This is a genomic window from Bradyrhizobium sp. Leaf396, assembly GCF_001424605.1.
Classification (GTDB): Bacteria; Pseudomonadota; Alphaproteobacteria; order Rhizobiales; family Xanthobacteraceae; genus Bradyrhizobium; species Bradyrhizobium japonicum_C.
In genome coordinates this window covers 1-20657 of the sequence record NZ_LMQJ01000030.1, presented here as the reverse complement: position 1 = coordinate 20657, position 20657 = coordinate 1, and the positions used below count along the sequence as shown (strand labels likewise).

General features: G+C 62.6%; 26 protein-coding genes and 4 pseudogenes. 18 read left to right on the top strand and 12 right to left on the bottom strand.

Annotated elements, in window-relative coordinates; all coding sequences use genetic code 11:
- Window positions 1–298 precede the first annotated feature (298 nt).
- Window positions 299–694, bottom strand: coding sequence for a hypothetical protein (locus tag ASG57_RS38080; protein WP_156402790.1), 396 nt, complete (start codon window positions 692–694; stop codon window positions 299–301).
- Window positions 695–853: 159 nt separating this feature from the next.
- Here ASG57_RS38080 and ASG57_RS23975 point away from each other — a divergent pair, with 159 nt between their 5' ends.
- Window positions 854–1045, top strand: coding sequence for a CsbD family protein (locus ASG57_RS23975; protein ID WP_057197846.1), 192 nt, complete (start codon window positions 854–856; stop codon window positions 1043–1045).
- Between the two features lie 227 nt (window positions 1046–1272).
- On the opposite strand, the gene ASG57_RS23970 is transcribed toward ASG57_RS23975, so the two are convergent.
- Both ASG57_RS23970 and ASG57_RS23965 read right to left on the bottom strand, forming a co-directional pair.
- On the bottom strand, window positions 1273–2673 hold the full coding sequence (locus ASG57_RS23970; protein ID WP_057197769.1) for a TAXI family TRAP transporter solute-binding subunit: 1401 nt from the start codon (window positions 2671–2673) through the stop codon (window positions 1273–1275).
- Window positions 2674–2719: 46 nt separating this feature from the next.
- Entirely contained in the window at window positions 2720–4018 is a 1299-nt protein-coding gene (locus tag ASG57_RS23965; RefSeq protein ID WP_057197767.1) for an Nramp family divalent metal transporter, read from the bottom strand.
- 203 nt (window positions 4019–4221) lie between these two features.
- On the opposite strand from ASG57_RS23965, the gene ASG57_RS23960 reads away from it, so the two are divergent.
- From ASG57_RS23960 to ASG57_RS23930, 7 genes and pseudogenes are all read left to right on the top strand, one after another.
- Window positions 4222–4560, top strand: a complete 339-nt coding sequence (locus tag ASG57_RS23960) for a DUF1236 domain-containing protein (protein ID WP_057197845.1) — start codon at window positions 4222–4224, stop codon at window positions 4558–4560.
- Between the two features lie 91 nt (window positions 4561–4651).
- Window positions 4652–5071, top strand: a complete 420-nt coding sequence (locus ASG57_RS23955) for a hypothetical protein (RefSeq protein ID WP_057197765.1) — start codon at window positions 4652–4654, stop codon at window positions 5069–5071.
- A gap of 143 nt (window positions 5072–5214) precedes the next feature.
- Window positions 5215–5535 carry a hypothetical protein gene (locus tag ASG57_RS23950; protein WP_162250077.1) on the top strand — a complete coding sequence of 107 codons (321 nt, stop codon included), beginning with the start codon at window positions 5215–5217 and terminating at the stop codon, window positions 5533–5535.
- Window positions 5536–5558: 23 nt separating this feature from the next.
- Entirely contained in the window at window positions 5559–5759 is a 201-nt protein-coding gene (locus ASG57_RS23945; protein WP_057197762.1) for a hypothetical protein, read from the top strand.
- Between the two features lie 16 nt (window positions 5760–5775).
- Window positions 5776–6183 (top strand): annotated as a pseudogene (locus ASG57_RS37010) (hypothetical protein).
- Between the two features lie 100 nt (window positions 6184–6283).
- Window positions 6284–6493, top strand: a complete 210-nt coding sequence (locus tag ASG57_RS23935; RefSeq protein ID WP_057197760.1) for a hypothetical protein — start codon at window positions 6284–6286, stop codon at window positions 6491–6493.
- A gap of 132 nt (window positions 6494–6625) precedes the next feature.
- Window positions 6626–7654 carry a glycosyltransferase family 4 protein gene (locus tag ASG57_RS23930; protein ID WP_057197758.1) on the top strand — a complete coding sequence of 343 codons (1029 nt, stop codon included), beginning with the start codon at window positions 6626–6628 and terminating at the stop codon, window positions 7652–7654.
- A 97-nt stretch (window positions 7655–7751) separates the two neighbouring features.
- Here ASG57_RS23930 and ASG57_RS23925 read toward each other — a convergent pair whose 3' ends face one another.
- Window positions 7752–7979 (bottom strand): hypothetical protein, encoded by a 228-nt coding sequence (locus tag ASG57_RS23925; RefSeq protein ID WP_057197756.1) that lies wholly within the window; start codon window positions 7977–7979, stop codon window positions 7752–7754.
- Window positions 7980–8029: 50 nt separating this feature from the next.
- Between ASG57_RS23925 and ASG57_RS38075 the strand changes: the two genes are divergently transcribed.
- Window positions 8030–8296, top strand: a complete 267-nt coding sequence (locus ASG57_RS38075; RefSeq protein ID WP_156402788.1) for a hypothetical protein — start codon at window positions 8030–8032, stop codon at window positions 8294–8296.
- A gap of 133 nt (window positions 8297–8429) precedes the next feature.
- Here the strand turns inward: ASG57_RS38075 and ASG57_RS40115 are convergent, their stop codons facing one another.
- Window positions 8430–8708 (bottom strand): hypothetical protein, encoded by a 279-nt coding sequence (locus ASG57_RS40115; protein WP_422866805.1) that lies wholly within the window; start codon window positions 8706–8708, stop codon window positions 8430–8432.
- 136 nt (window positions 8709–8844) lie between these two features.
- Here ASG57_RS40115 and ASG57_RS40110 point away from each other — a divergent pair, with 136 nt between their 5' ends.
- Together ASG57_RS40110 and ASG57_RS23910 are read left to right on the top strand one after the other, a co-directional pair.
- Window positions 8845–9426: a DUF1236 domain-containing protein gene (locus ASG57_RS40110; RefSeq protein ID WP_422866806.1), complete on the top strand. Its 582-nt coding sequence runs from the start codon at window positions 8845–8847 to the stop codon at window positions 9424–9426.
- A 24-nt stretch (window positions 9427–9450) separates the two neighbouring features.
- Window positions 9451–9771, top strand: a complete 321-nt coding sequence (locus ASG57_RS23910; protein WP_057197749.1) for a hypothetical protein — start codon at window positions 9451–9453, stop codon at window positions 9769–9771.
- A 415-nt stretch (window positions 9772–10186) separates the two neighbouring features.
- On the opposite strand, the gene ASG57_RS23905 is transcribed toward ASG57_RS23910, so the two are convergent.
- Window positions 10187–10552: a response regulator transcription factor gene (locus tag ASG57_RS23905; protein WP_057197747.1), complete on the bottom strand. Its 366-nt coding sequence runs from the start codon at window positions 10550–10552 to the stop codon at window positions 10187–10189.
- Window positions 10553–10774: 222 nt separating this feature from the next.
- Here ASG57_RS23905 and ASG57_RS37005 point away from each other — a divergent pair, with 222 nt between their 5' ends.
- The gene (locus tag ASG57_RS37005; RefSeq protein ID WP_082529034.1) at window positions 10775–11650 is read left to right on the top strand and encodes a sensor histidine kinase; all 876 of its coding nucleotides are present in this window, start codon (window positions 10775–10777) and stop codon (window positions 11648–11650) included.
- On the opposite strand, the gene ASG57_RS38070 is transcribed toward ASG57_RS37005, so the two are convergent.
- On the bottom strand, window positions 11651–11806 hold the full coding sequence (locus ASG57_RS38070; RefSeq protein ID WP_156402786.1) for a hypothetical protein: 156 nt from the start codon (window positions 11804–11806) through the stop codon (window positions 11651–11653). It lies immediately after the preceding gene.
- A gap of 148 nt (window positions 11807–11954) precedes the next feature.
- On the opposite strand from ASG57_RS38070, the gene ASG57_RS23895 reads away from it, so the two are divergent.
- The 4 genes and pseudogenes from ASG57_RS23895 to rnhB all read left to right on the top strand — a co-directional run bounded on the left by ASG57_RS23895 (window position 11955) and on the right by rnhB (window position 15802).
- On the top strand, window positions 11955–12341 hold the full coding sequence (locus ASG57_RS23895) for a response regulator (RefSeq protein ID WP_057197746.1): 387 nt from the start codon (window positions 11955–11957) through the stop codon (window positions 12339–12341).
- A 392-nt stretch (window positions 12342–12733) separates the two neighbouring features.
- Window positions 12734–12904 carry a hypothetical protein gene (locus ASG57_RS38810; protein WP_200948583.1) on the top strand — a complete coding sequence of 57 codons (171 nt, stop codon included), beginning with the start codon at window positions 12734–12736 and terminating at the stop codon, window positions 12902–12904.
- A gap of 99 nt (window positions 12905–13003) precedes the next feature.
- Window positions 13004–13471 carry a hypothetical protein gene (locus ASG57_RS23890; RefSeq protein WP_057197743.1) on the top strand — a complete coding sequence of 156 codons (468 nt, stop codon included), beginning with the start codon at window positions 13004–13006 and terminating at the stop codon, window positions 13469–13471.
- Window positions 13472–14957: 1486 nt separating this feature from the next.
- Window positions 14958–15802 (top strand): annotated as a pseudogene (gene rnhB, locus ASG57_RS38435) (ribonuclease HII).
- 6 nt (window positions 15803–15808) lie between these two features.
- On the opposite strand, the gene ligD (ASG57_RS23865) reads toward rnhB, so the two are convergent.
- From ligD (ASG57_RS23865) to ASG57_RS23850, 4 genes and pseudogenes are all read right to left on the bottom strand, one after another.
- Complete coding sequence (ligD, locus tag ASG57_RS23865) at window positions 15809–16756, bottom strand: non-homologous end-joining DNA ligase (RefSeq protein WP_057197736.1); 948 nt, start codon at window positions 16754–16756, stop codon at window positions 15809–15811.
- 12 nt (window positions 16757–16768) lie between these two features.
- On the bottom strand, window positions 16769–17332 hold the full coding sequence (locus ASG57_RS23860) for an MOSC domain-containing protein (RefSeq protein ID WP_057197734.1): 564 nt from the start codon (window positions 17330–17332) through the stop codon (window positions 16769–16771).
- Window positions 17332–18033: pseudogene (locus tag ASG57_RS23855) on the bottom strand (PHP domain-containing protein); the annotation flags it as partial. The gene ASG57_RS23860 and the pseudogene ASG57_RS23855, both read right to left, overlap by 1 nt.
- A gap of 40 nt (window positions 18034–18073) precedes the next feature.
- Window positions 18074–18289 carry a hypothetical protein gene (locus ASG57_RS23850; protein ID WP_230646814.1) on the bottom strand — a complete coding sequence of 72 codons (216 nt, stop codon included), beginning with the start codon at window positions 18287–18289 and terminating at the stop codon, window positions 18074–18076.
- A gap of 314 nt (window positions 18290–18603) precedes the next feature.
- Between ASG57_RS23850 and ligD (ASG57_RS23845) the strand changes: the two genes are divergently transcribed.
- Window positions 18604–19494 (top strand): non-homologous end-joining DNA ligase, encoded by an 891-nt coding sequence (gene ligD, locus ASG57_RS23845; RefSeq protein WP_082529033.1) that lies wholly within the window; start codon window positions 18604–18606, stop codon window positions 19492–19494.
- Between the two features lie 35 nt (window positions 19495–19529).
- A complete protein-coding gene (locus tag ASG57_RS23840) occupies window positions 19530–19835 on the top strand; it encodes a hypothetical protein (protein ID WP_057197729.1) in 306 nt (101 codons plus the stop codon).
- A gap of 424 nt (window positions 19836–20259) precedes the next feature.
- Here ASG57_RS23840 and ASG57_RS39340 read toward each other — a convergent pair.
- Window positions 20260–20497, bottom strand: a pseudogene (locus tag ASG57_RS39340) (hypothetical protein); the annotation flags it as partial.
- Window positions 20498–20657: the final 160 nt, after the last annotated feature.

Here is a 20657-nt window from a genome sequence, read left to right as displayed (position 1 = left end):
GCGCCTTGGTCGTCTCGACATCGCGATTTCGGCGATCGCAGGCCAGGGAGGTCATATCGACTGTCACACGGCTTTTCGAGATTCGGCCCGCTGCAGGCCATACTTCGGACATCGCTCGCAAATCCGCGCGGGCTCTGCCCGGCTGCGATGAGTTGGCGATCGCGCGGACAGAACCCGCGTTACGGCCGCCGGGGGGCCGCGACTGGGCTAACTGGGCGGCTCGCGGCAAGGGCCCCGCTCTTTGGCGGTGATCTTCCAGATGTCGAGGCGGGCGCATTTTAAGACGTTCGTCGACCCGTTATTTCTTCGGCGCAGAGCCATCCTTCAACGAAGCGTCGTAATCGGCCTGCGAGCTATTGATGTTTGATTGATTGCCTGTCGCACTGCTACCGGTTGTCGTCCCGACCGTGCTGGTTGTCTCGCCCGGAGCGTGGGAAGCAGCGCCAGGCCGGTCCTGGTTGCCGACGTAGCCAGATTCGCCGGAATTGCGGGTTTTTATGCCTTTATCCGCTTCAGTCTGCACGCTTTGAGGCTCCGTTTGCTGGGCGTCAGCAGCTATCGGTATGACTGGAAGTGCGAAAAGCAATGCCACAGACAAGTATCGCATGGCTGTTCTCCATCTAGGTCCCGCCGCTTCATCAACGTGCGCATCCCAGAACATTTCCGCCAAACTGATGAAAACTTGCGACTGCATCCTTGACACTTCTCTCGCCGAAAACTGGCAGGAAGAGCGCAATCTTCATCCTTTGTCCGCCGCTACAGCCAAGTCTTGCAGCCCAAGAGCGGTGCGCGTCTCGCAGGAACGACTCCGCGTCGGTTCGTTGTGGTCTTCTCCGAACAGAAGGGCAAGATAATGGACCGTGAACATGTGAAAGGCGCCGCCGACAAGGCAAAAGGAGCGATCAAGGAGGGGGCTGGCAAGCTTACAGGAGACAAGGACCTGCAAGCCGAAGGCAAGATGGACAAGGCTAAGGGGTCCGCCCACAACGCTGCGGGAGACGTGAAGGACGCCGCGCGGGACGCCGCTGACGCCCTCAAGAAATAAGTAGAAGAAGGTCTGAACTAGCCGCGTCGGGGCGGCTCTTTCTTTATTTCACTTCGAGGTTCGGCGGACTCCCGATGCGAACCTTGCGGTCGGCCCCGTCAAGGTCGATGCCAGCAATACAATCGAGGAAGTCGCATCTCTCTTCCTGTGAGGTCTAATCGATCGTGATTGATGGTCGGTGCTCTCGGCGATTTGTTGAAGCGATGCATTTGGCCTGAAGGGGTCCGCTAACGGCGAGACGCTATGGTTGGTCCCGCGGCCCTTGCCTCCATGGGGCCGCTCTGCAGCGCCGCCCGCCTTTCCGCGACCGCATGATCGAACAGGTTAAGGACGAGGCCGAACGCGGCCATGTCCTCCTGTTCGATGGCTCCCTCGTCGTAGCATTTGAGGGTTTCAGCGATGATCGCGTCGACCTCGCGCTGCGACGCCAGCAGATCCTGCTCGGATGCGGCACCGCGGACCTCGGTGACCACCGCGAGAAGACGGTTGCGGTAGCTGGCGTTGTCGTCGCGTTCGTCCCGGTTTAGATAACGCCGGAGCCAGGCGACCGCCGAGCCGATGCCGGAAAGAAGAAGCAGCGCGAACCAGAAGTAGTCGCTGTACTTGTCCAGAAAGGTCCGCTCCGTCCCGTTGATGACCGCCGCAGCTCCCCTGTGCACCGAGGGCTCCGCCTCCTTTTCCGTTTCCGGCTTTGTGATGCGCCCGGCCCCGGCGACTCGTTGCGTGATCGTATCGCGTACCGCGAAAAGCTGCCGGTAGAAGGCCGCCGCTTTGGCTTCCGATAGTTCTTTCCTGGCCAGCATGAGATGGTTGACGCTGATGGTGTCGATCTTGTCCTCGGGCCAGGGCGGGTTGGCGTTGAAGACGCTGCCGGGAATCTCCTCGGCTTCGTAGCGGGGGTGCCGGAGTGCGATCGCCTCGGATGCTTCGACCTGAAGAAACTTCGGTGCTCCGCGCGATCGGGACGTCGCGACGATGGCGGCAGTCGTGATCTTGCTGTCGAGGGGACCGACGGCGAGATACGCATCCAGCGTGGTGTCCTGCGCCAGCTTTGCGATCTCTTCGGTCCCGAATTGAGCCGTGGCAACCTTATCGACCGGCACGCCCGAGCCCTCAAGAATTGTTCGCAGGAGCGCGACGTTAGCGCCGGTCTTTCCGATGATACCGACCTTGTGTCCCGCAAGATCGGCGATCTCACCGACTTTCGCGGCGGCCTTCTTCTTGGAGTCCTTGCCCGCTCTTCCCGAAGGGGACCATAACACGACGTAGTTCTTGCGGAGGACCGCGAGCGTCTGCGCGTCGGCCGGCATCGCAAGGTCGCTGCGGCCGACGGCCAACTCGGCTTTGCCGGCGCCCATCAGCGCGAGCGATTCTGCTGCTCCCGCGGTGGTGATCGGCAAGATCCTGACCGTCCTGCTTTCCTGCTCGAAGGCCTCGGCCATCGCCTGAACAACCTGATGGTCCTCACTGCCTGAAGGGCCGACGGCGATCCGAAGGGTCTCGGGCTGCAGGATGTAGAAAAGGCCGGCCGCTGCAGCCCCGAAGGCGACGAATCCCGCAGCCAACAAGATCAGGAGCCTTCGTTGGCGTCGATCGGCAGAACCATTGACCGGGGCGGAAGACGACATCGGCAGACCTTTTCGACAGGGTAGCGCTATGCGGTCTCCGTGCGGATTATGACCATATCATCGAGCAAGCCATACCGACGATGCACAAGAACATCGCGGCGGTCGCGATCCAGCCTAGCCAATAGACCGGCCCCGAAATCAGCAGATCGCCCATGACCGATTTCCGCCGCACTAAGAGCATCATCACGGTCATGATCGGAGCGGCCAGTATACCGTTGATGACAGCGCTCCAATAGAGCGCTTTGATCGGGTCCAGCGCCGTGAAGTTGAGCCCGACGCCGAGCGCGACCGAAAGCGCGAGTACACCATAGAACGCGACAGCCTCCTTCGGCTTTCGCGACAGGCCGACCGGCCACTTGCGACCTTCTCCGATAGCGTAGGCAGTCGAGCCGGCCAGCACTGGGATCGCAAGAAGGCCCGTCCCGATGATTCCAAGCGCAAAGATCAACTCGGCCATTGCTCCCGCGACGGGCCGTAAGGCTTCGGCAGCCTGAGCTGAGGATTCGATGTCGGTCTTGCCGGACGCGTGCAACGTTGCTGCCGTCGTCATGATGATCGCGACGGCGATGACGTTCGACACTGCCATGCCGACAAGGGTATCGATCCGGATTCGCTTGACTTCCTCGTCCTCCTTCTCCGGTTCGCGCTTGAGCGGCTTCTTGTCCGGATTGATCTGGTGCTCCTCGGCTTCCTGGGAGGACTGCCAGATGAACAGATAGGGCGAAATCGTCGTCCCGAGGATCGCGACCAGGGTGGTCAGGAAAGGCCCGTTCCATTGGAGCTTAGGAATGAGCAATCCCCTCAGAGCCTCGCCCCAAGGCACCTTTACAAGAAAAAGCGCAATGACGTAGGCGAACAAGACCAGCGTCAGCCACTTCAGAATGGACACGTAACGCTCATACTGAAAGAAGATCTGCGCGATCACTGAAACAGCGCCGAAAATCACGACGTAAAGCGTGCCCGGCCCACCTATCAGAAGCCTGAGTGCATCGCCCATCGCTCCAAGGTCTGCGGCAACATTGATCGTGTTGGCGACGAACAGCAGCACGATCATGGACCAGATGACGGGGGCGGGAAAATTTCGGCAGACGTTTCCTGCGATGCCGTGGCCCGTGACGCGGCCAATGCGTCCCGAGATCTCCTGGATTGCCGCCATCAGCGGATAGGTGATCAGCATCGTCCAGCCGATGCCGAATCCGAGTTGGGCGCCCGCCTGACTATAGGTGCCGATACCGGAAGGATCGTCGTCGGAAGCCCCGGTGATGAGGCCAGGCCCGAGGCGCTGCAAGAAGTTGTCCTGATCTTTATTCTCGATCGGCTTCTTGCGCGTTTTCCTCCTCGCCACTCGTCGTCCTCGCTGCCGTGTATCCGATTCCGGAACTTACAACGTCGATGCAGGCGAATTTGTTCGGCGCACTCTTGGCGAGGCCGACTCCGCCCGGCCGCCCACGCTCTCGGGAAAAATAGGCAGTGGCCCTGCTGTTTTTCCGGAACCTTGCCATCATTAGCGGGTTCTCGCATGCCGCATCTGGCGGCGAGGAGAACAACATGAACCAGCTTCTACTGACGACGGCGTTGGCCGCGCTGATCTCGACGGGCGCGCTGGCGCAGTCGACGGTCGTCACCACCACCGGCACCGGTCACGCGGCCGCCGTGCAGATCGAGCCGGAATACCGCACCAAGATCCGCACTTACGTGACCGAGCACAAGGTCCGTCCCGTGCAGCAGAAGATCGTGGTCGGCCAGCTCGTGCCGCGCGAAGTCGAACTCGAGGCGGTGCCCGCCGACTGGGGACCTTCGCTCACCAAGTATCGCTATGTCTACTCGGGCGAGCGCGTGATGCTGGTCGATCCGTCGACCCGCACGGTCGTCCAGGAGATCGACTAAGCCTTCCCGGCGGGTCGCTGATCGCAGCGGCCCGCCACTCCATCCGACCCCCCCGCCGATATCTTGTTTTCCCGTTTGCGAGCGGCCGTCCATGCCGATCATTCGTTATTTCGTCTTCGTCGGCGGGTTCTTGCTGGCGCTGCTCTTCGCTGCGGATCGGTACCTGCCCGCTCCCGTCGAAGCCGCCGCCGTGGCCGACCCCGACAGGACCATCATCCGGATAAAATCGGCGAGGAGCCTCCCCGAGAAGATCGTCTTCGACACCAGCCAGCGGGCCGAGGTGCCGATGATCGCGCAGGCCGATCCGATCCCGGAAGAGCCGCCGCGGGAAGTGCGAGAAGCCATGGCCGCCGTGCCTGGAGCACCTTCCGGCGAGGCCCGGAAGGAAGCGCCGGCCCGCGCTGCGGCGGTCCTCACGCATCCGAAGCGGTCGGCAAAGCTGCAGAAACGAACGCCCGACCGGCGTCTCGCCTTCGAGCGGACCGATCCATTTGCCGGCAGATGGTGGTGAGCGGAAGCGCGACTAGTATTCAAAGGAAAAGGCCGCTCCCTTCACGTGCGTCTGCTCTCACCAGTGCCGGTAGTGCCGATGCCAGTGGTGTCGAACGACCGGATAGGAACCCACCTCGCCAGTGTGCTTCGGCAGGGGCCGTGGTGGCGACCGAGGCGAGACCAAGGGCGCCGACCATCAGCGCTGACATCGCAATCTTCTTCATGAAGGATCCTTCCACATGGTTCGAGCGCCCCGACCGCAACGGGAAAAATGGCAATGGTTTCGCCGTCCCAGCGGCGAGCGGGCAATGGATGCTCGGCGCGGGGGCAGCTTCACTCGAGAGCATCGAGCTTGGACCACAGCAGCAAGCTCTGGGTTGGGTTCAGTTCATGTTGCGCCGCGAAAGCTCTCGACGGCCTTCGCTTGATGTGATCGCGTTAACTTTGTTGAATTCGCCGCACAGCGTTTCCGCAGTAGGCTAAGTCTTCTTGCGTTGGGGGTTCCCATGTTCGATCCGGGCACGACGGCGCTCTTGCGCGCCGTATTCGACGAGGTCTGCGAAGACGTCTCGCGCCACGAAACCGCGGCGCGCACCCATGTAGCCTCAAGGATTCTGGAAGCGGCTACCGACGGTGACACCTCGCCCGAGAGGCTGAAGCAGGTCGGACGCGCGGCCCTCCACGACGCTCCGACCATGTGGCGATAGGTCGAGGAAGGCGGGGGTGAACTTCCAGGTCACCGTGCTCAAGATCCTGGTGAGCTATCCCGGCGGGTTCGCCGTCATGACCGATCTCAAGCGCGACATGGCGATTCTGGCGACGAGCGGGCGTGACTGGGCCGACCGAACCAAGCGCCTTGCCGCTCGCGTGCCGAAGCTCGACATCTTCTCCCAAGGACTAGTCGAGCGTCTGAATGGCGGATGGCGGATCACGGAGAAGGGCCGTGCCGTGCTCGAGTTCATGTAAGCTAAGCCTGCCGAGACGAGGACGGAGAGCGCTGCGCCCGCTGTGGAGCCCCCGGCTTCAAGTGCAGCGGCGTCTCCACCTCTCGCCGCCAGGCGCTCCGGCCGAAGCCAGCGCCTGCAGCGCCGCCGCGCGGCACGCGAGCGGGCCCGCGCAAAAGCTTCCTGAACGCCCGCTTGTGCATTGACGCACATGGCCGGGAAAAACCGGAAACTTTACTGACCGTGTCGAGTTGCCAGCGATCGGATCGGTCGCCGTGAGCGCAGAAATGGTTGACGATGTCGTGTTGAAGAACGCCACCGAGACCGCCTGGAACGTCTACCGGGCTCGGCGCCCCGATGTCGGCGCTCGCGACAGCCGACGCTGTTTGCTGGAGCGCCATCTGCACAGGAGATGGGAAGAGCGACAGAGCGATACCGAAGAGCTTGCCGCCTTTGGATTAGCCTACCTGCACCGGCTTCCCAAAGACGAATGTTGACGTGCATGAAAATGCTCGTCGCACGCGCGGCCATCGGAAGCACAAGGCCCGGTTGGACGCCGATCGCGATTTCGTTTCTGATCTCCGCGATCATCGTAATCGTCCTTCGCATCGCGTTCGGGGCCTAGCTCGATGCGGATCGCCCAGCTCGCTCCGTTGGCGGAGAGCGTTCCTCCGAAGCTATACGGCGGCACCGAATGGGTGATCGCCTGGCTGGTGGACGAGCTCGTCGATCGCGGGCACGATGTGACGCTGTTTGCGAGCGGAGACTCCGCCACGAAAGCCAAGCTCCACGCCGTATGGCCGCGCGCGCTACGCCTGGGGCGGAAAGGCGTCGATCCAAACGCCGCCTGCGCGCTCTTGATCGAGGCCATCGGCGAGCGCGCGCGCGACTTCGACGTGATTCATTCCCATGTGGATTGGCTGCCTCTGCCGGTCCTGAGCCGCACCGGAGTGCCGTTTCTGACGACCATGCATGGTCGGCTCGACCTTCCGGGCTTGCCCGATGTGATCGGGACCTTCCCAAAGGCTCCCTTTGTCTCGATCTCGGACAACCAGCGGCGTCCGCTTCCGGACGCGAAATGGATCGCGACGATTCCGCACGGGCTGCCCAAGGACCTGTTTCGTCCTTCCTACGAAGCCGGTGCGTACCTGGCCTTCCTCGGTCGGCTGACGGCGGAAAAGGGGCCGGAAGCTGCGATACGCATCGCACGGGCGGTCCAGATGCCGCTCCGGATCGCGGCCAAGATACCCCGGGCCGAGACCACCTACTTCAAGAAGAAGCTCGAACCCGAGATCGACGGAAAGAGTGTCCAGCTCATCGGCGAGGTGGACGAAATCCGGAAGCAACCTTTCCTCGCCGGCGCCGCAGCTCTCTTGTTTCCTATCGATTGGCCGGAGCCGTTCGGTCTCGTCATGATCGAGGCGATGGCGTGCGGCACGCCCGTGATCGCCTACCGTTCAGGATCGGTGCCGGAAGTCGTGGAGGACGGTGTCACCGGCTTCATCGTGGACGGCGAGGAGCAGGCGATCGAGGCGATCAAGAAAGTCGTGCGCTTGGATCGAAGAAAAGTCCGCGCTCGGTTTGAGGAACGATTTATCGCGAGCAGAATGGCGAGGGAATACGAGAAACGATATCGCGAGCTGGTCGCTGGCAGGTAACGCCGCCGAAGGAGTTCGGCCGAAACGAAACGGCCCGCCCGCCGTACCGGACGAGCCGCTCGCGGAAATGGTTTGTCGGAATAGAGCCGCCGAGCGATTACTGCTCGGTGCAAACCTTGGTGGTCTTCACGGCGGACTCGGCCTCCGTCTTGGTCTTGTAGACGCCGTTGCCCACGACCGTCGTGGTGGTGGTCGTCGGCTTGGTGTCGACGACGGTGCACTTCTTGGTGGTCGCGTCGCGGACGATGTAAAACTCGGCGGCACTGGCGGCCTGGGTGCCGAGAACGAAAGCGGCGAGCGCGCCGCACACGATCAGCTTCTTCATGGTGTCCTCCTCAAGGAGTCTGAAAGTTTCTGGTAACGAGGCTGGCTCGGTTGAAGTTCCACTTGTTCCCGGACTCGGCGCGCGATGAAACGGGGCTTTCAGGTGGCCGGCTTGCCCCGGTCGATGACCTGAAATCGCGCGGTGGCCAGTTTGGCTGGCGGCACGACGACCGCGTCGAAATCTGTGGCTTGTCGTTCCGCGCGCTTGCCCTTCCGCGAAGCAGCATCTCCGGTTCGTCGAAGAAAATTCCACGCTTGGATCTCGCGCCAATTGCCACGATTTCCCGACTCGGAACCGAAGGCCGCGCCGAGGGTTGACGTCCACATTTGCGAGGTTTCAGATGAACAAGCGCTTATTGTTGGCCACGACCGCTGCGGTCGCCATCGCGACTTCGGCGTTCGCGCAGTCTTCTCCGAGCACGTCGAGCACTAATCCGTCCGCGACGCAGCGTCAGCAGGATTCCACGTCGACCACGTCGCCGCCGACAACGTCGCCCGGCTCCTCGTCGGGGTCCGCGCAAAGCAATCCTTCGACGAATTCCGCCCAGACGCATTCTCCGTCCTCGACCGGCCAGACTGCGGCGGGCCAGTCGTCCAACTCCGGCGGCGGCATCAATACGACGCAGGCGCCTGCATCGAACAATTCGACCAACCAGGCGCAGACCAGACAGCCGTCCGGCCAGACCACGACGCCTTCCAACCAGGCGCAGACCAACTCTCCGTCGAGCACGAACAATCAGGCGCAGAGCGCCAATCCGCCCGCCTCGGGCACCAATCAGGCGCAGTCACCGGGTAGCGGCTCGACGAACACCGCACAGCAGCCGAATAATCAGCAGAACACGGCGGATCGTTCGTCGAATACCAACGTGAACGCGTCGGTGAACATCAACGCCCAGCAGCGGACCCGGATCAGCGCGTCGATCTCGCATCTGAACGTGCAGCCGCTCACCAGCGTGAACTTCTCCTTGTCGGTGGGCACCGTCGTCCCGCGCGACGTACGCCTGCAGCCGCTGCCGCCCGAGGTCGTCGAGATCGTGCCGCAGTACCGCGGTTACAACTTCGTCCTGGTCAAGGACGAGATAGTCATCGTGGAGCCGTCGACTTACAAGATCGTGACGGTTCTGCCGTACTCCGGCCGCTCAACGGCGTCGGCGCCGACGCGCAGCGAGCGGCGCAAGGTGACGTTCAGCGACCGCGATCGCGAGGTCGTTCGCAAGCACACAAAGGCGCACCCGGTCGAGCGCGAGAAGCGGGTGACCACCGGCAGCTCGGTCCGGACCGAAATCCGTACCGGCGAGCGCGTGCCTGAGGGCGTGGAGATCGAGGCTTTTCCGGAGGAGGTCTATCGGGATGCTCCGACCCTTCGTGAGTATCGGTACATCAACCGGGACAGTCGGACCTACATCGTCGAACCCCACGAGCGTCGCATCATCGAAGAGATCGACTAATCTAGCCAAGAAAGGAGAATATCCATGAAGACCATCGCACTGGGACTGTTCGCCGCCTCCCTTCTGGGATCGGCAGCGATCGCCGCCCCACTCAACCCGAGCGCGCTCGGCTCGACCGAGATCTCCTCCAACATGGAGCAGGTCCGGCTCGTCTGCAACGAGTACGGCCGTTGTTTCCGGACGCGCGGCCCGCGCTACGTTCAGCGATACTACGGCGGCGACGACGGATACGTGGTTCGCCGGAGCTACGGCTACTACGGCGGTCCCGGCTCCTACGACCGCGGCTACGGCTACTACGGCGGCGGACCGAGCATCGGTTTCAGCTTCGGTACCCGGAGCTGGTGAACTCAAGAAGGGGCCGCTCGTAGAGCGGCCCCTTCGACGTCTAATTCGTCAGTGCGGGAATGAGATGTCTGCTGTTGCCAGGCTCCTGAATCAAGGAGCAGCTGCTGGCCCGCCTGGAAACGGATCCAGGTCCGAACGAGCGGGCCGAGATCCAGGCGCTGCTCGCCAAGATCGAGACGGCACTCAAGCTGCTCGGCGCCCGGGATTCCGCGGCATCTGCGGTCGATGAATAGAGCCCAGCGAGCGATTTCCCCGAAGTTTTTCCGAAGGACATCCCGACGGGAATGAAGGCCCCAGCTCTGGGCAGCTAGGGGGCTATGAGCTGGGGCCAGTACGGGATTCGCCACTTGGCATTCGCGCCTTCGTTCCTCGGTTCGGCGCGGAACATTCGGTTGGTCGCAGGGAGCCGACGCAGTTAACTCGGGTTGCGACCCTTCATCTCGCCGAACTCCTCCACTAGCCGAACGATCTCCTCCGGATGAAACGGCTTCTTCACGATGCGACTGCCGGGGACCGGGCGTGGAGTGACGGGCGAGAAGCCGGTGGCGTAGATGACCGGCAGCTCCGGATCCTGTTCACGGTATCGCTCCGCAACCTGCCAGCCATCCAACTGCCCGGGCAGCCTGACGTCGGTGACCAGCACATTCGGGACCCGGCGTTTGCACCAGGCCAGCGCCTCCTCGCCGGTGCTCGCGTGTATCACGTGATAGCCCGCCTCGCGCAGCGCTTCGACGACGAATTCGCGGATCAGAGGGTCGTCCTCGACGAGAAGTATGCTCACTGCTGACTCTTGACGAAACGCATGTGTCTCGCATCGAACGGCGCAAAGGCTGGCGCGTTCCTGGCTTCGATGGCTCTTGCGGATGAGCCGGTCAGGTGGAATGGAGGCTCAGCAGGAACGGCTGTCCGCGGCAAGTAGTTTTCAATCCATGGACAGGCTCTATCCGCTGGTTCTGGAGCACTCGCTTCCGATCGTCGTCCGCTACGGCATCTCGGCGTGCACATGCTCGTCTGCGCCGTCCTGCAAATGGCGCTTCAGAGGCAGACGGGCGCGCCTGGCTACTTCCTGTTGCTCCCGGGCGTGTTTCTCTCCGGCCTGATCTTCGATCGAGGCTCGGGAATCTTCGCGGCCGTGATTGCCGTGGGGGTCGGCGCCTACGTCAGCTACGCGGGCGGCATCGGCCTCGAATTCCTGACCACGAATCCGCTCTTCGCCATTACCGCGGCGGGGACCGCCACGGTCGCGGAATTCCAGCGGGCGGAGCTCCGGCGGGTCATGCTGGCCGACAAGAAGAAGGCCTTGCTGCTGCAGGAGATGGCGCATCGGACCAAGAATAACCTTGCGATCCTCGGGGGCATGATCCGGCTGGAGGCGCGGCACGGCAGCCCCGAACTCGCGGCCGCGCTCGAGGCCACCGCCCGAAGGCTGCAGGTGATGGCCGAGGTCTACGACCACCTCTCGGTCAAGCAGGACTCCCGCTCGGTCAACATGCGCTACTTCCTGAACGACGTCGTCGAAAAGGTCTTCCAGTCCTTGGCGCCGTCAGGGCCCGTCGCCTTCCAGGTGGTCTGTGGTGACTTTTTCCTGCCGCACAACCATGCCCTTGCGATCGGCATGATCGCTAACGAGCTCGTCACCAACTCCCTGAAGTATGCCTTTCCCGACAATAGGGCAGGTCACGTCACGGTCACGCTTTCCAATGCGGATGAGATCGAGCTGTCGGTTGCGGACGACGGCGTCGGTCTGGCGGATGACTCCGCACCCGGCGGCCTGGGGTCGCGGATCGTCCAGCTTCTCACGCAGCAGTTTGAAGGCGAGCTCACCTACGAGCGGCAAGATCCCGGATTATGCGTTCGGGTCCGCGCGAATCCTCGCTAGTTACGACGCGCGCTCTAGGACTCGCAATCGTTCAAGCAGGGACTTCAGGGAAGGCGGAAGCTCCTTGTCGACGCGCAACATCTGGCCAAGCCGTTCGCCGATCTCTGCTGCGATCGCGCGGCCAGGCAGGTCGTCGGGGCGGTCTGGATTGCTCATCGAAGCAAGCTATCCTCCTCGCCCTTACCAACACTCGAGGTCAAAAAGCGTTGCGGTGCCCGTATCCCGAATGTTCACTTTTGAACAGTTCCATGGGAACCCGGTCGTCCGCGCCGCGTAGAATCGCCGTCTATAGCAGGGGCGCCCGGTGACCGAATCTCTCACCATCCTCGTGGCCGAGGACGACTACCAGATCCAGGAAATGGTTGAGGAGGCGCTGACCGAAGCCGGCTTCCGGCCGCAGATCCTGTCGTCGGCGGAAGAAGCCGCGACCGTTCTGAAAAGTGGCATCTATGAATTCCGGGCACGGGTCACGGATGTGAACTTGAGGGGCAAGACGAGCGGCTGGGACCTCGCGCGTCTCGTTCGGGAGCGGGATCCGGAGTTTCCCGTCGTCTACATGACTGGCATGTCCGCCGACGAATGGGCGAGGCTCGGAGTGCCCAAGAGCATTCTGCTCACCAAGCCCTTCGCGCCGGCCCAGCTCATCACCGCCGTCTCGCAGCTTCTCAACACGGGATCGGCCCCTCTCTGAGGGACCGGCTTCGTGGGCTTCAGAGCAGAGCAACGAGGGCGACCATGGCGAACAGACCGGCCGCCGTCACGCACCAGCATGATAGTTCAAGGAATCGCATATCGCGCCCCCGCTCGAACTTCCTGCCCGCGCGGACGCTACACCTGGAACCGGACTTCCGGAACCGAAACTTTTTCGTGCCCTCATGAATTCAGGACAGGGGATGCAAGCGAGGCGCAGCCAATGTCCAGCATGCCGATAGGCGACATGGTTCTCACGGTCGCCGTCATGACAATTGCCTTCGTGGGCGAGATCGCGGTGTTCGCCCTCCTCGGAATCTTCTGAGGAAGGGCGCGCCACTGGACGAGGCACGCCGGCGCACCGCCCTGAAGGAGCCTGCTGGAGTAAGTGCGATGTCGACGGTGGCGAACCTGCTCGCGCAGAAGCAACAGCTGCTCGAGCGACTGGAAAACGATTCGGGCCCGAACGAGCGCGATGAAGTCGAGAGATTGCTCGCCAAGATCGAGACCGCCCTGATGGTGCTGGAGTCCAACGACCCGGTCGAGGAAGGCGGACCGCTGTAGCTCTTCGACAGACGGACTTCTTGGAACGCAGGCAGTCGTTCAGCTTTTCCATCGCAGGACATGCAGCAAGGCGCTCGGGAAGGTTGGGAGGAGATTTCGATGAGAGTGACGGCACCGGCGATCGCGTTTGCATTCGCTGTCTCAGCATCGGCCATCTCGGCACAACCCGTCACGTGGACGACCTACAGCATTCCTCAGACCGGCACCTCGGTCGACTTCCCCTCCTCGATATTCACCGAGGAGGCGGGTCGACCGGATGGATATGGGCAGCACTTCCGGACCGCCGACGGCCGCGCCGACATCACGATACAGGCCGCCCCCAACGTCGCGAGCGATTCGCCAGCTGCGTTCCTCGCCAAAAAGCATCCGCCCCCTCGCATCCAGTACAAACGAGTGACTCCCCGCTTCTTCGCGGTTTCCAGCTACAAGGGCGACAAGGTCTGGTACAACCGCTGCAACTTCGCCGGCCAGCTGGTTCATTGCGTGCTGATCAATTATCCCGCCAGCGAGGAGCACGACTGGGACGACATCGTCACCCGCATCAGCCTTTCACTTCGCAGCAAGTAGTGGTCCGAAGCGGGCGCCGATCTCATCGGCTCGAACATGCGACGACGTAGGGTTTGGCGCTTCCGGAGGCTTGGGAAGACATCAGCCGTCATGGCCTCCGGAGTCCTACGGACCGACCCGCTCCGTGATCGTTTACCAACGGTGTGTATAATTCGCCGATGGACATCGAGTACGACCCCGAGCGCGAAGCTCAGGCTGCCATGACGCAGGCCGCGGCGACGCATGGGATCGAGCGGCAGCGCTGGATCCAGGTCGCGCAGGCCTGGCTAGAGCTCGCGCGCCCGCAACAAGATGCACGGTCTCCGGAGCCCTCCCATGCCGGGAGTGAGTCTCGGGCGGAGCCGCCTGCGATACTCTCACGTTCGCCAACGCGGTGTTGAGAAATTCGCGACCCGCTTGGGACGCGGAAGGACCATTCGAATGGGCGCGGGAGCACCAGTTGCGGCGCGCCGGGTTCGGCCATCAGACCGTTGGCGGCGCGGAGCGGAACAGGGCCGGCCCGGCAAGCGCTCGCCCGCAACTTCCGAACGTGGGCGGCCTTCGAATGGGCCGGACCGATAGCTCGCCGAAACGAATGAGCCGGGTGTTCGTTGTGGAAGTGCCGACAAACTTCCGGAGGAATCCATGAGGGAAGCGCTTCTTGCGCCGCTCGTTCTATGCGCTTGGATGTCCACTGCGACGGCTGCCGAAACGGATGCCGTGAAGTTCATCGTTGTGCGCGATCCGCTCACACACAAATGCTACGTCGCCGAGGCGGAATCGGCGCCCTCTTTCGCGGTGAGGATGGATGATCGAATAAGCTTCCCCACTCGGGAAGACGCCGCGATAGGTCTGCTCGGGATGAAGGCTTGCAGGCGTTGATGAGGGCGAATACGCTCGAATGATAGTAACGTCGGCCTCGCCGCTGTCGTTCACTTTGCACTTGACGGACGGCCGCAGGATCAGGACGTTCGCCGAGGCGGTGGCGTTCGTCGGCAGTTTGTCCCCCGAGGCAAGAAGTCGGAAGCATTGGGAACTGTCACATCGGATGCTGCAGAGGTGCCTGGAAAGCCCGGACTTCCTGCACGCTGCCACGATGTCGTTGCGCAGCGCGCTCCTGATGGACGGCCTATCTTGAGCGTCGAATCTGGCCCATGGCCGGCGACTTGTCGAACTCGTTGGAGCTCGCCCGTTTGCAAGGCTTTTGGACAGCCTAAGCGCTAGTCTGAGGCCGGGCTTTCGACCGCCAAAACGTGCTCAAGCGAAGGTGAACGGCAGCATGGTCGCCTGGTGGGGGAGGCCGAAGACAGCGGTTCGTTCCGTTCGAAGGTCGGCGGGTCGTAAATGCAGAAGCCGCGCAGAATACCGGCCCCCAGCTAGAGCTAGAGCCGGCGGTTCCTCTCGAAGGGGCGCTGCGCAGGCTGACGATGGCGGCCAGGCCCAACTTCAGACAATCGCCACAAAGTTTACGGACACGCTTTCCCAATTAGTCTGTGCGAAGGCCGCTATGTCCCAATATTCGCTCGATGTGTTGCGTCAGCGCTATGTCGTCGAGAAACGACCACTCGAGGCCAGCGTCGAACAGATCTTGCGGGCCGACACCCGCGCGGGTGCCCGCGCCATCCTGGCTTCGATCGATAAGAGACGCTTCGAAAACAGGTCCGAAGGGCAGCGCCTCCGCAAGATGCTCCGCTTCGAGACCCCTCTCTGGGACAGCCGCCTTCATGCCGTGGCAGGCGTGGACGAGGCCGGAATGAGCCCTCTCGCCGGGCCAGTCTCCGCTGGCGCCGTGATCCTGAAACCCGGCACGCGGATAGTCGGGATCGACGACTCGAAGAAACTCGACGCCGCGGCTCGCGAGGAACTCGCGAAGGAGATCAAGGAAAAGGCAGAGAGTTGGTGTGTGGCGTTCGTCGAGGTCGAGGAGATCGACGCGATCAACATCTATTGGGCTGGCATTCAGGCCATGCAGCGCGCCGTCCGGGGCTAGGGTTGACGCCGCAACACCTGCTGATCGACGCCAAGCGATTGAAGGAGATCGACATCCCCCAGCAGGCCATCATCAAGGGCGATGCCAAGTCAGCCAGCATCGCTGCGGCGTCGATCCTGGCGAAAGTCGAGCGCGACACGGTCATGCGAACTCTCGACATTCTTCACCCCGGCTACGGCTTCGCGGATCACAAGGGTTACCCCGTGCCGGCCCACTATGAAGCTCTTGCCAGGCTCGGTGCATGCGCAGCTCACCGTGGGTCGTTCGGGCCAGTACGCAAGGTTCTCGGGTTGCCGCCCCTGCCGCCGTGGCCTTCTGCATCCGAGCGAGCCGCCGGTGAACAGGCCGATCGCTTCGTCTAGACGGCACTATTCCCGCGACCAGCTCTTTTCACGAACGACGTCCTTGGCCTTTTTGTCGGACCGCTGTCCGAGATAGACCGGCTGGCGCAGCTCGCCCTTGCTGGTCCACTCCGCGAACTTCACTTCCGCGACCAGCGTGGGACGCACCCAGGTCGTGACCTGCTCGTCCTTCACCTTGGCAGGAAAGGGCGACTTGGGAGTCTTGAGTTTCATGAGCTTGCCGTGAAGCTCTTCGAGGTTCTGGTGGCTGAAACCGGTGCCAACATGGCCGATGTATCGCCATGCATCGTCCTCACGTACCGTCAGAACGAGAGCGCCGAAGAAAGGCCGGGTTCGCCTCGGCGCCGTGAAGCCGGCGATCACCACCTCCTGCCGCTGCGCGATCTTCACCTTCAGCCAGTCCGCGGTCCGGTGTCCGGACGCGTACGGACTATCGGCGCGCTTGGCCATGATGCCTTCGAGATGCCTTCGCTCAGCTTCTGCGAAGAACTTTGTTCCTTTACCTCCGCGATGCTTGCTGAACGCGATCAGCTTGTGGCGCGGCAGGATGGCCTTGAGCCGCTTCTTGCGCTCGAGGAGAGGCAGCGCGCGCCGGTCCTCGCCGTCCGCGAACATGAGGTCGAACGCGCAGTACAAGAGCTTGGCCTCATGGCGCAGGGCGTTCTGAAGCAATTGGAAATGGGAGACGCCGTCTTTGCCGATCGCGACGAGTTCGCCATCGATCACGGCGTCCGCCTTCACGCCCTCAAGCGCCTTCGCGACCTCGACGTCGGAGTGACTGATGATCTTCCCGTTACGGCTGTAGAGCGCGACCCGACCACCCCGGATTTCCGCGACCATGCGGAAACCATCGAACTTGTCCTCGAAGACCCAATCGAGATCGTCGAATGGCGAATCGGTCAGCGTGGCCAGCATGGGCTGCAGGCGAGGAGGCAGCGTCGATTTTCGGGCCATGGTAGGGTCTTTCTACACGGCCGGCAGCGGCCGAAACGAGGAGGACGGAAGGCGAATCCGCGCGGCATCACCAGCCGCGACCGTCCCGCCGGCCCGTACCACGCCCAGCACCCCGGACTTGAACGGAGGGCCCGTTTCCGCCGACGAGAGCACCTGCCGCTTGAGGCCAGCTCGGAAGCGGTCGATAAGGACGCAGGGGGTCCGCAGGCCTGTCAGCTCGACGACCGCGGATGGTCCGAGCTCGACCAGGGTCCCAAGGGGCATCCGTTCGAGATCCAATCCGGCGGTGGTGACGTTCTCGCCGAGGTCGCCGGCGCCAACCTCGAAGCCAGCTTCGAGGAGGGACGGGAAGAGTTCGGATGGGATCAGGTGGACCTGCCGGAGATTGGGCAGGCGGGGCCGGCGGCGTGCCAAATTGCGGTGCCGCACGAAGGGGCCGGCGTGGGCGTCGCCTTCGACGCCGTGGCCTTCCACCAGGATTATGCGCTCCTGAGTTGGTTTGCTGAAGTGGTGCCCGCGATCGGCGGCGACCGCCACGACGCTGCCCTCGAGCGCCAGATCGTGGCCCTGCGACATCAGGCGGCGCGGGCGAGCGAGCGCCGCTTCTGACGCAGGTAGCGCGTGATCTCCGGGAGCGTCATCGCGTTCAGGACCCGGTCGGCAGGGACGCCGCCCTTGCGGGCCATCTCGACGCCCCAGTGCATGTGGTCGAGTTCGGGGATCGAGTGCGCGTCGGGATTGATGCTCAACATGCAACCGAAGTCGAGGGCCGCCTGGTGCCAACGCCAGTCCAGGTCGAGCCGCCATGGGTGGGCATTGATCTCGACCACAACGTCGTGCTTGGCGCACGCCCGCAGCACCTTCTCGACATCGATTTCGTAACCCGGCCGCCGCTGGAGCTGCCGCCCCGTCATGTGGCCGATGATGATGGTATGAGGATCGGAGATGGCCCGAAGCAGGCGCTGCGTCTGCGCCTTGCGATCCAGCTTGAAGCGCCCATGGATGCTGGCGACCACGAAATCGAAGCGCTCGAGAACGTCGCCGTCATAGTCGAGCGACCCGTCCGCAAGGATGTCGGATTCGATACCCTTGAGGATCCGGAAGTCCTTGCCGAAGCGCTTGTTCAGTCGATCAGCTTCCCGGTGCTGCTGCGCGATCTCCTCAACGGAGAGACCGCCGGCATAGTGGGCGGACTTGGAATGGTCCGCCACGCCGAAATACTCGAAGCCCCGCTGGCGCGTGGCCTTGGCCATGGTCTCCAGCGTCTCGGTGCCGTCGCAGAAGACTCGCCACACCGCGCGCGTCTAGCGAAGGCATTCAGCCAGCCTCCCGGTCCGAGCCTTGCGGCGCCGCCGGAGCAAGGCGAGCGCCGGAGCGGTCACTTGGCCGGCGATCGAGAGAGGCCTCGAGCTTCTGGGCTGCGCGAAAATCCTCAAGGTGCTGGACATTGGGGCCGTAGGCAGCCTCCTTCTTGAGGAGATTGTAGATCCGGCCGGCCACTAGTTGCAGATGCTTCATCTTGCCCCGCGGCATGGATCTCGCTTTGCAGAGAGCTCGGACAGCGTAGGCGCGGAAATAGTCGAATGCGTCTGACATGATGTCAGTAACGCCCGCTCTCGCCGGGAGTTCGATGGGCTCTCCAAGACTGGATCGCCCGGCGCCCAGGCGCAAATGCCCGAAGAGTGGGGTCCCGGGAACTCCTCGCCGCCTTCGAGGTTGCGAGACTCGTTGATTGAGGCAGATTGACTGTCCGCCGTCGGGCCCATCGGCGGCGGGCTTCTCGTGAGTTGAGTAGCGTGGCAAAGCGTACAAAGGCGCCTCGGGGCGGAAAGTCCGAGGTCCCCACAATGCCGGGGTTCATCGAACCCCAGTTGGCGACCCTGAAGCTGAAGGCGCCTTCGGGACCCCAATGGATTCACGAGGTCAAATACGACGGTTACCGCATTCAGCTCCGGATCGATGACGACGATCGCCGAGCCTACACCCGCAACGGCTACAATTGGATCAGCAAATTTTCGAGGATCGCTGCCGCGTTCGACATCAAAGGCCAAGCTATTGTGGACGGCGAGGTCGTTATCATCCATGATGGGCGCACGAACTTCTCCGAGCTGCAGGCAGACCTCGGCAGGGGCGATCAGGATCGACTGGTCTACTTCGCTTTCGATCTGCTCTGGCGGGACGGCAGAGATCTGCGGAAGGAGCCGCAGATCGAGCGGAAGAGGCTGCTCAAGGATCTGATCGAGGAGCACGACCTCAAGGAGCCCGTCCTCTATAGCGAGCACCACGAAGGGGACGGCCAGGCACTGTTCGCGGCAGCCAGCAAGCTGAATTACGAAGGCATCGTCTCCAAGCGGGTGGACGCACCATACCGATCAGATCGAGTGGAGGCTTGGCAGAAGATCAAGGTCGTTCAGAAGGGCAAGTTTCCCGTGGTCGGCTTCATCAAGGACCCATCCGGCGTGGCCGCACTCTATCTGGGCAAGAAGGAAGGCAAGGATCTGGTCTACATGGGAAAGGTCGGGACCGGGTGGAGCCGAACCACCTCAGCGCAGATCCGAAAGGCGCTCGACACCGTGGTGAGCCCGAAGCAGAAGTTGACCAAGATCATTAGGAAGCCGAAGGCCACGTGGGTCGAACCCGAGTTTTATGCCGACATCGAGTACCGCGACATCACCTCCGAAGGTCTGTTGCGGACCAGCTCGTTCAAGGGGCTGAGCAAAGGAACGCGCCGATCATAGCCGCGTTTTCCTGCGGAGTATGTGGAGTACCGGTCATGGATCCGGAACAGCGAGTTGCGAAGGCCTTGGAAGACGCACAAGGCATCTTGGCCCGGCATGTCGAGCCCGGCCCCAGAGATTGCGAGCAAACCATAAACAAGCTGCTCGATGTGCTCGACGACGAAACCGTCGTGCAGGCCCTCAAGGATTCGAAGATGGAAAAGCCCACCACGGAACAACTCGACGAGCTCAAGAGGCTCAGTGCAATCGCGCGGGTGCCGGACGAATCAGAGATTGTCACTTCGAAGGAAGAAGCCGAAATCCGGATCCGCGATTTGAAAGACAAGGCTCGGATGGAATGAGACGATCCGAGGATGACCTCCAGAGCAAAGAGCTCGGTCGGTGAAGGGACCTGGATTTCGGACATCCGGCATGAACTCGATGGACACGTTCGATCCCGATAAGCCGTGCCGCGTTCACGATGGTCTCAATGACCAGATGATCGAATGGAGTCCCCAGTGGGCGTCGATTAACGCCAACACGCGTCGAAATGGGACGAAGGCGTCGTTGCCTGGGATGGCCTGTTGCTCGACGGATGGTCTATCATCCTCCATTCTTGCGGCCACTGAGCGGCCTCACGCGGAACCCGCGAATCCTTGCGGCTTGCATCGCCATCAGTTCGCAAGAGGAGCAGCCGATGGCGGCAGCGAAGAAGAGGACCGCGCGTGGACGCAAACGGGACCGAGCCCGATGCGGCGGGAGCGCTGGATCTCAAGCCATGGATAGATAGCCGCTGTTGATTGCCTGATCCACCGAGGGCGAGGGATCGACGGGCTCGCCGCCTACATGCGCTCGTTCCAGCTTCGCAGAGGAGGCGATCGGCTTGCTTGATCAATGCTTCGCCTTCAGCGCGAGCCGCTGCAGACGGCGGTCAGAATGGTCCTCATCGCGCGTCCGTTGCCGAGCTCCTTCCCTAAAGCCTTTCGGTCGCACCGAGCGGCGTCGGGGGATGCTTCGGAGCCATACCGAACGCGAACTATCAATCAGACAGGCTCGAAGGACGGCCAGCAGCCGTCCTCCTCATAGCTATAGCGCGACAATCTGGGTGGGAAGCGCGCGACAATCAGGATGGCGAGTCGGTGTCGCGGCGAGGTGATGATTGCCGCGATGATTGTCGCGCGCAA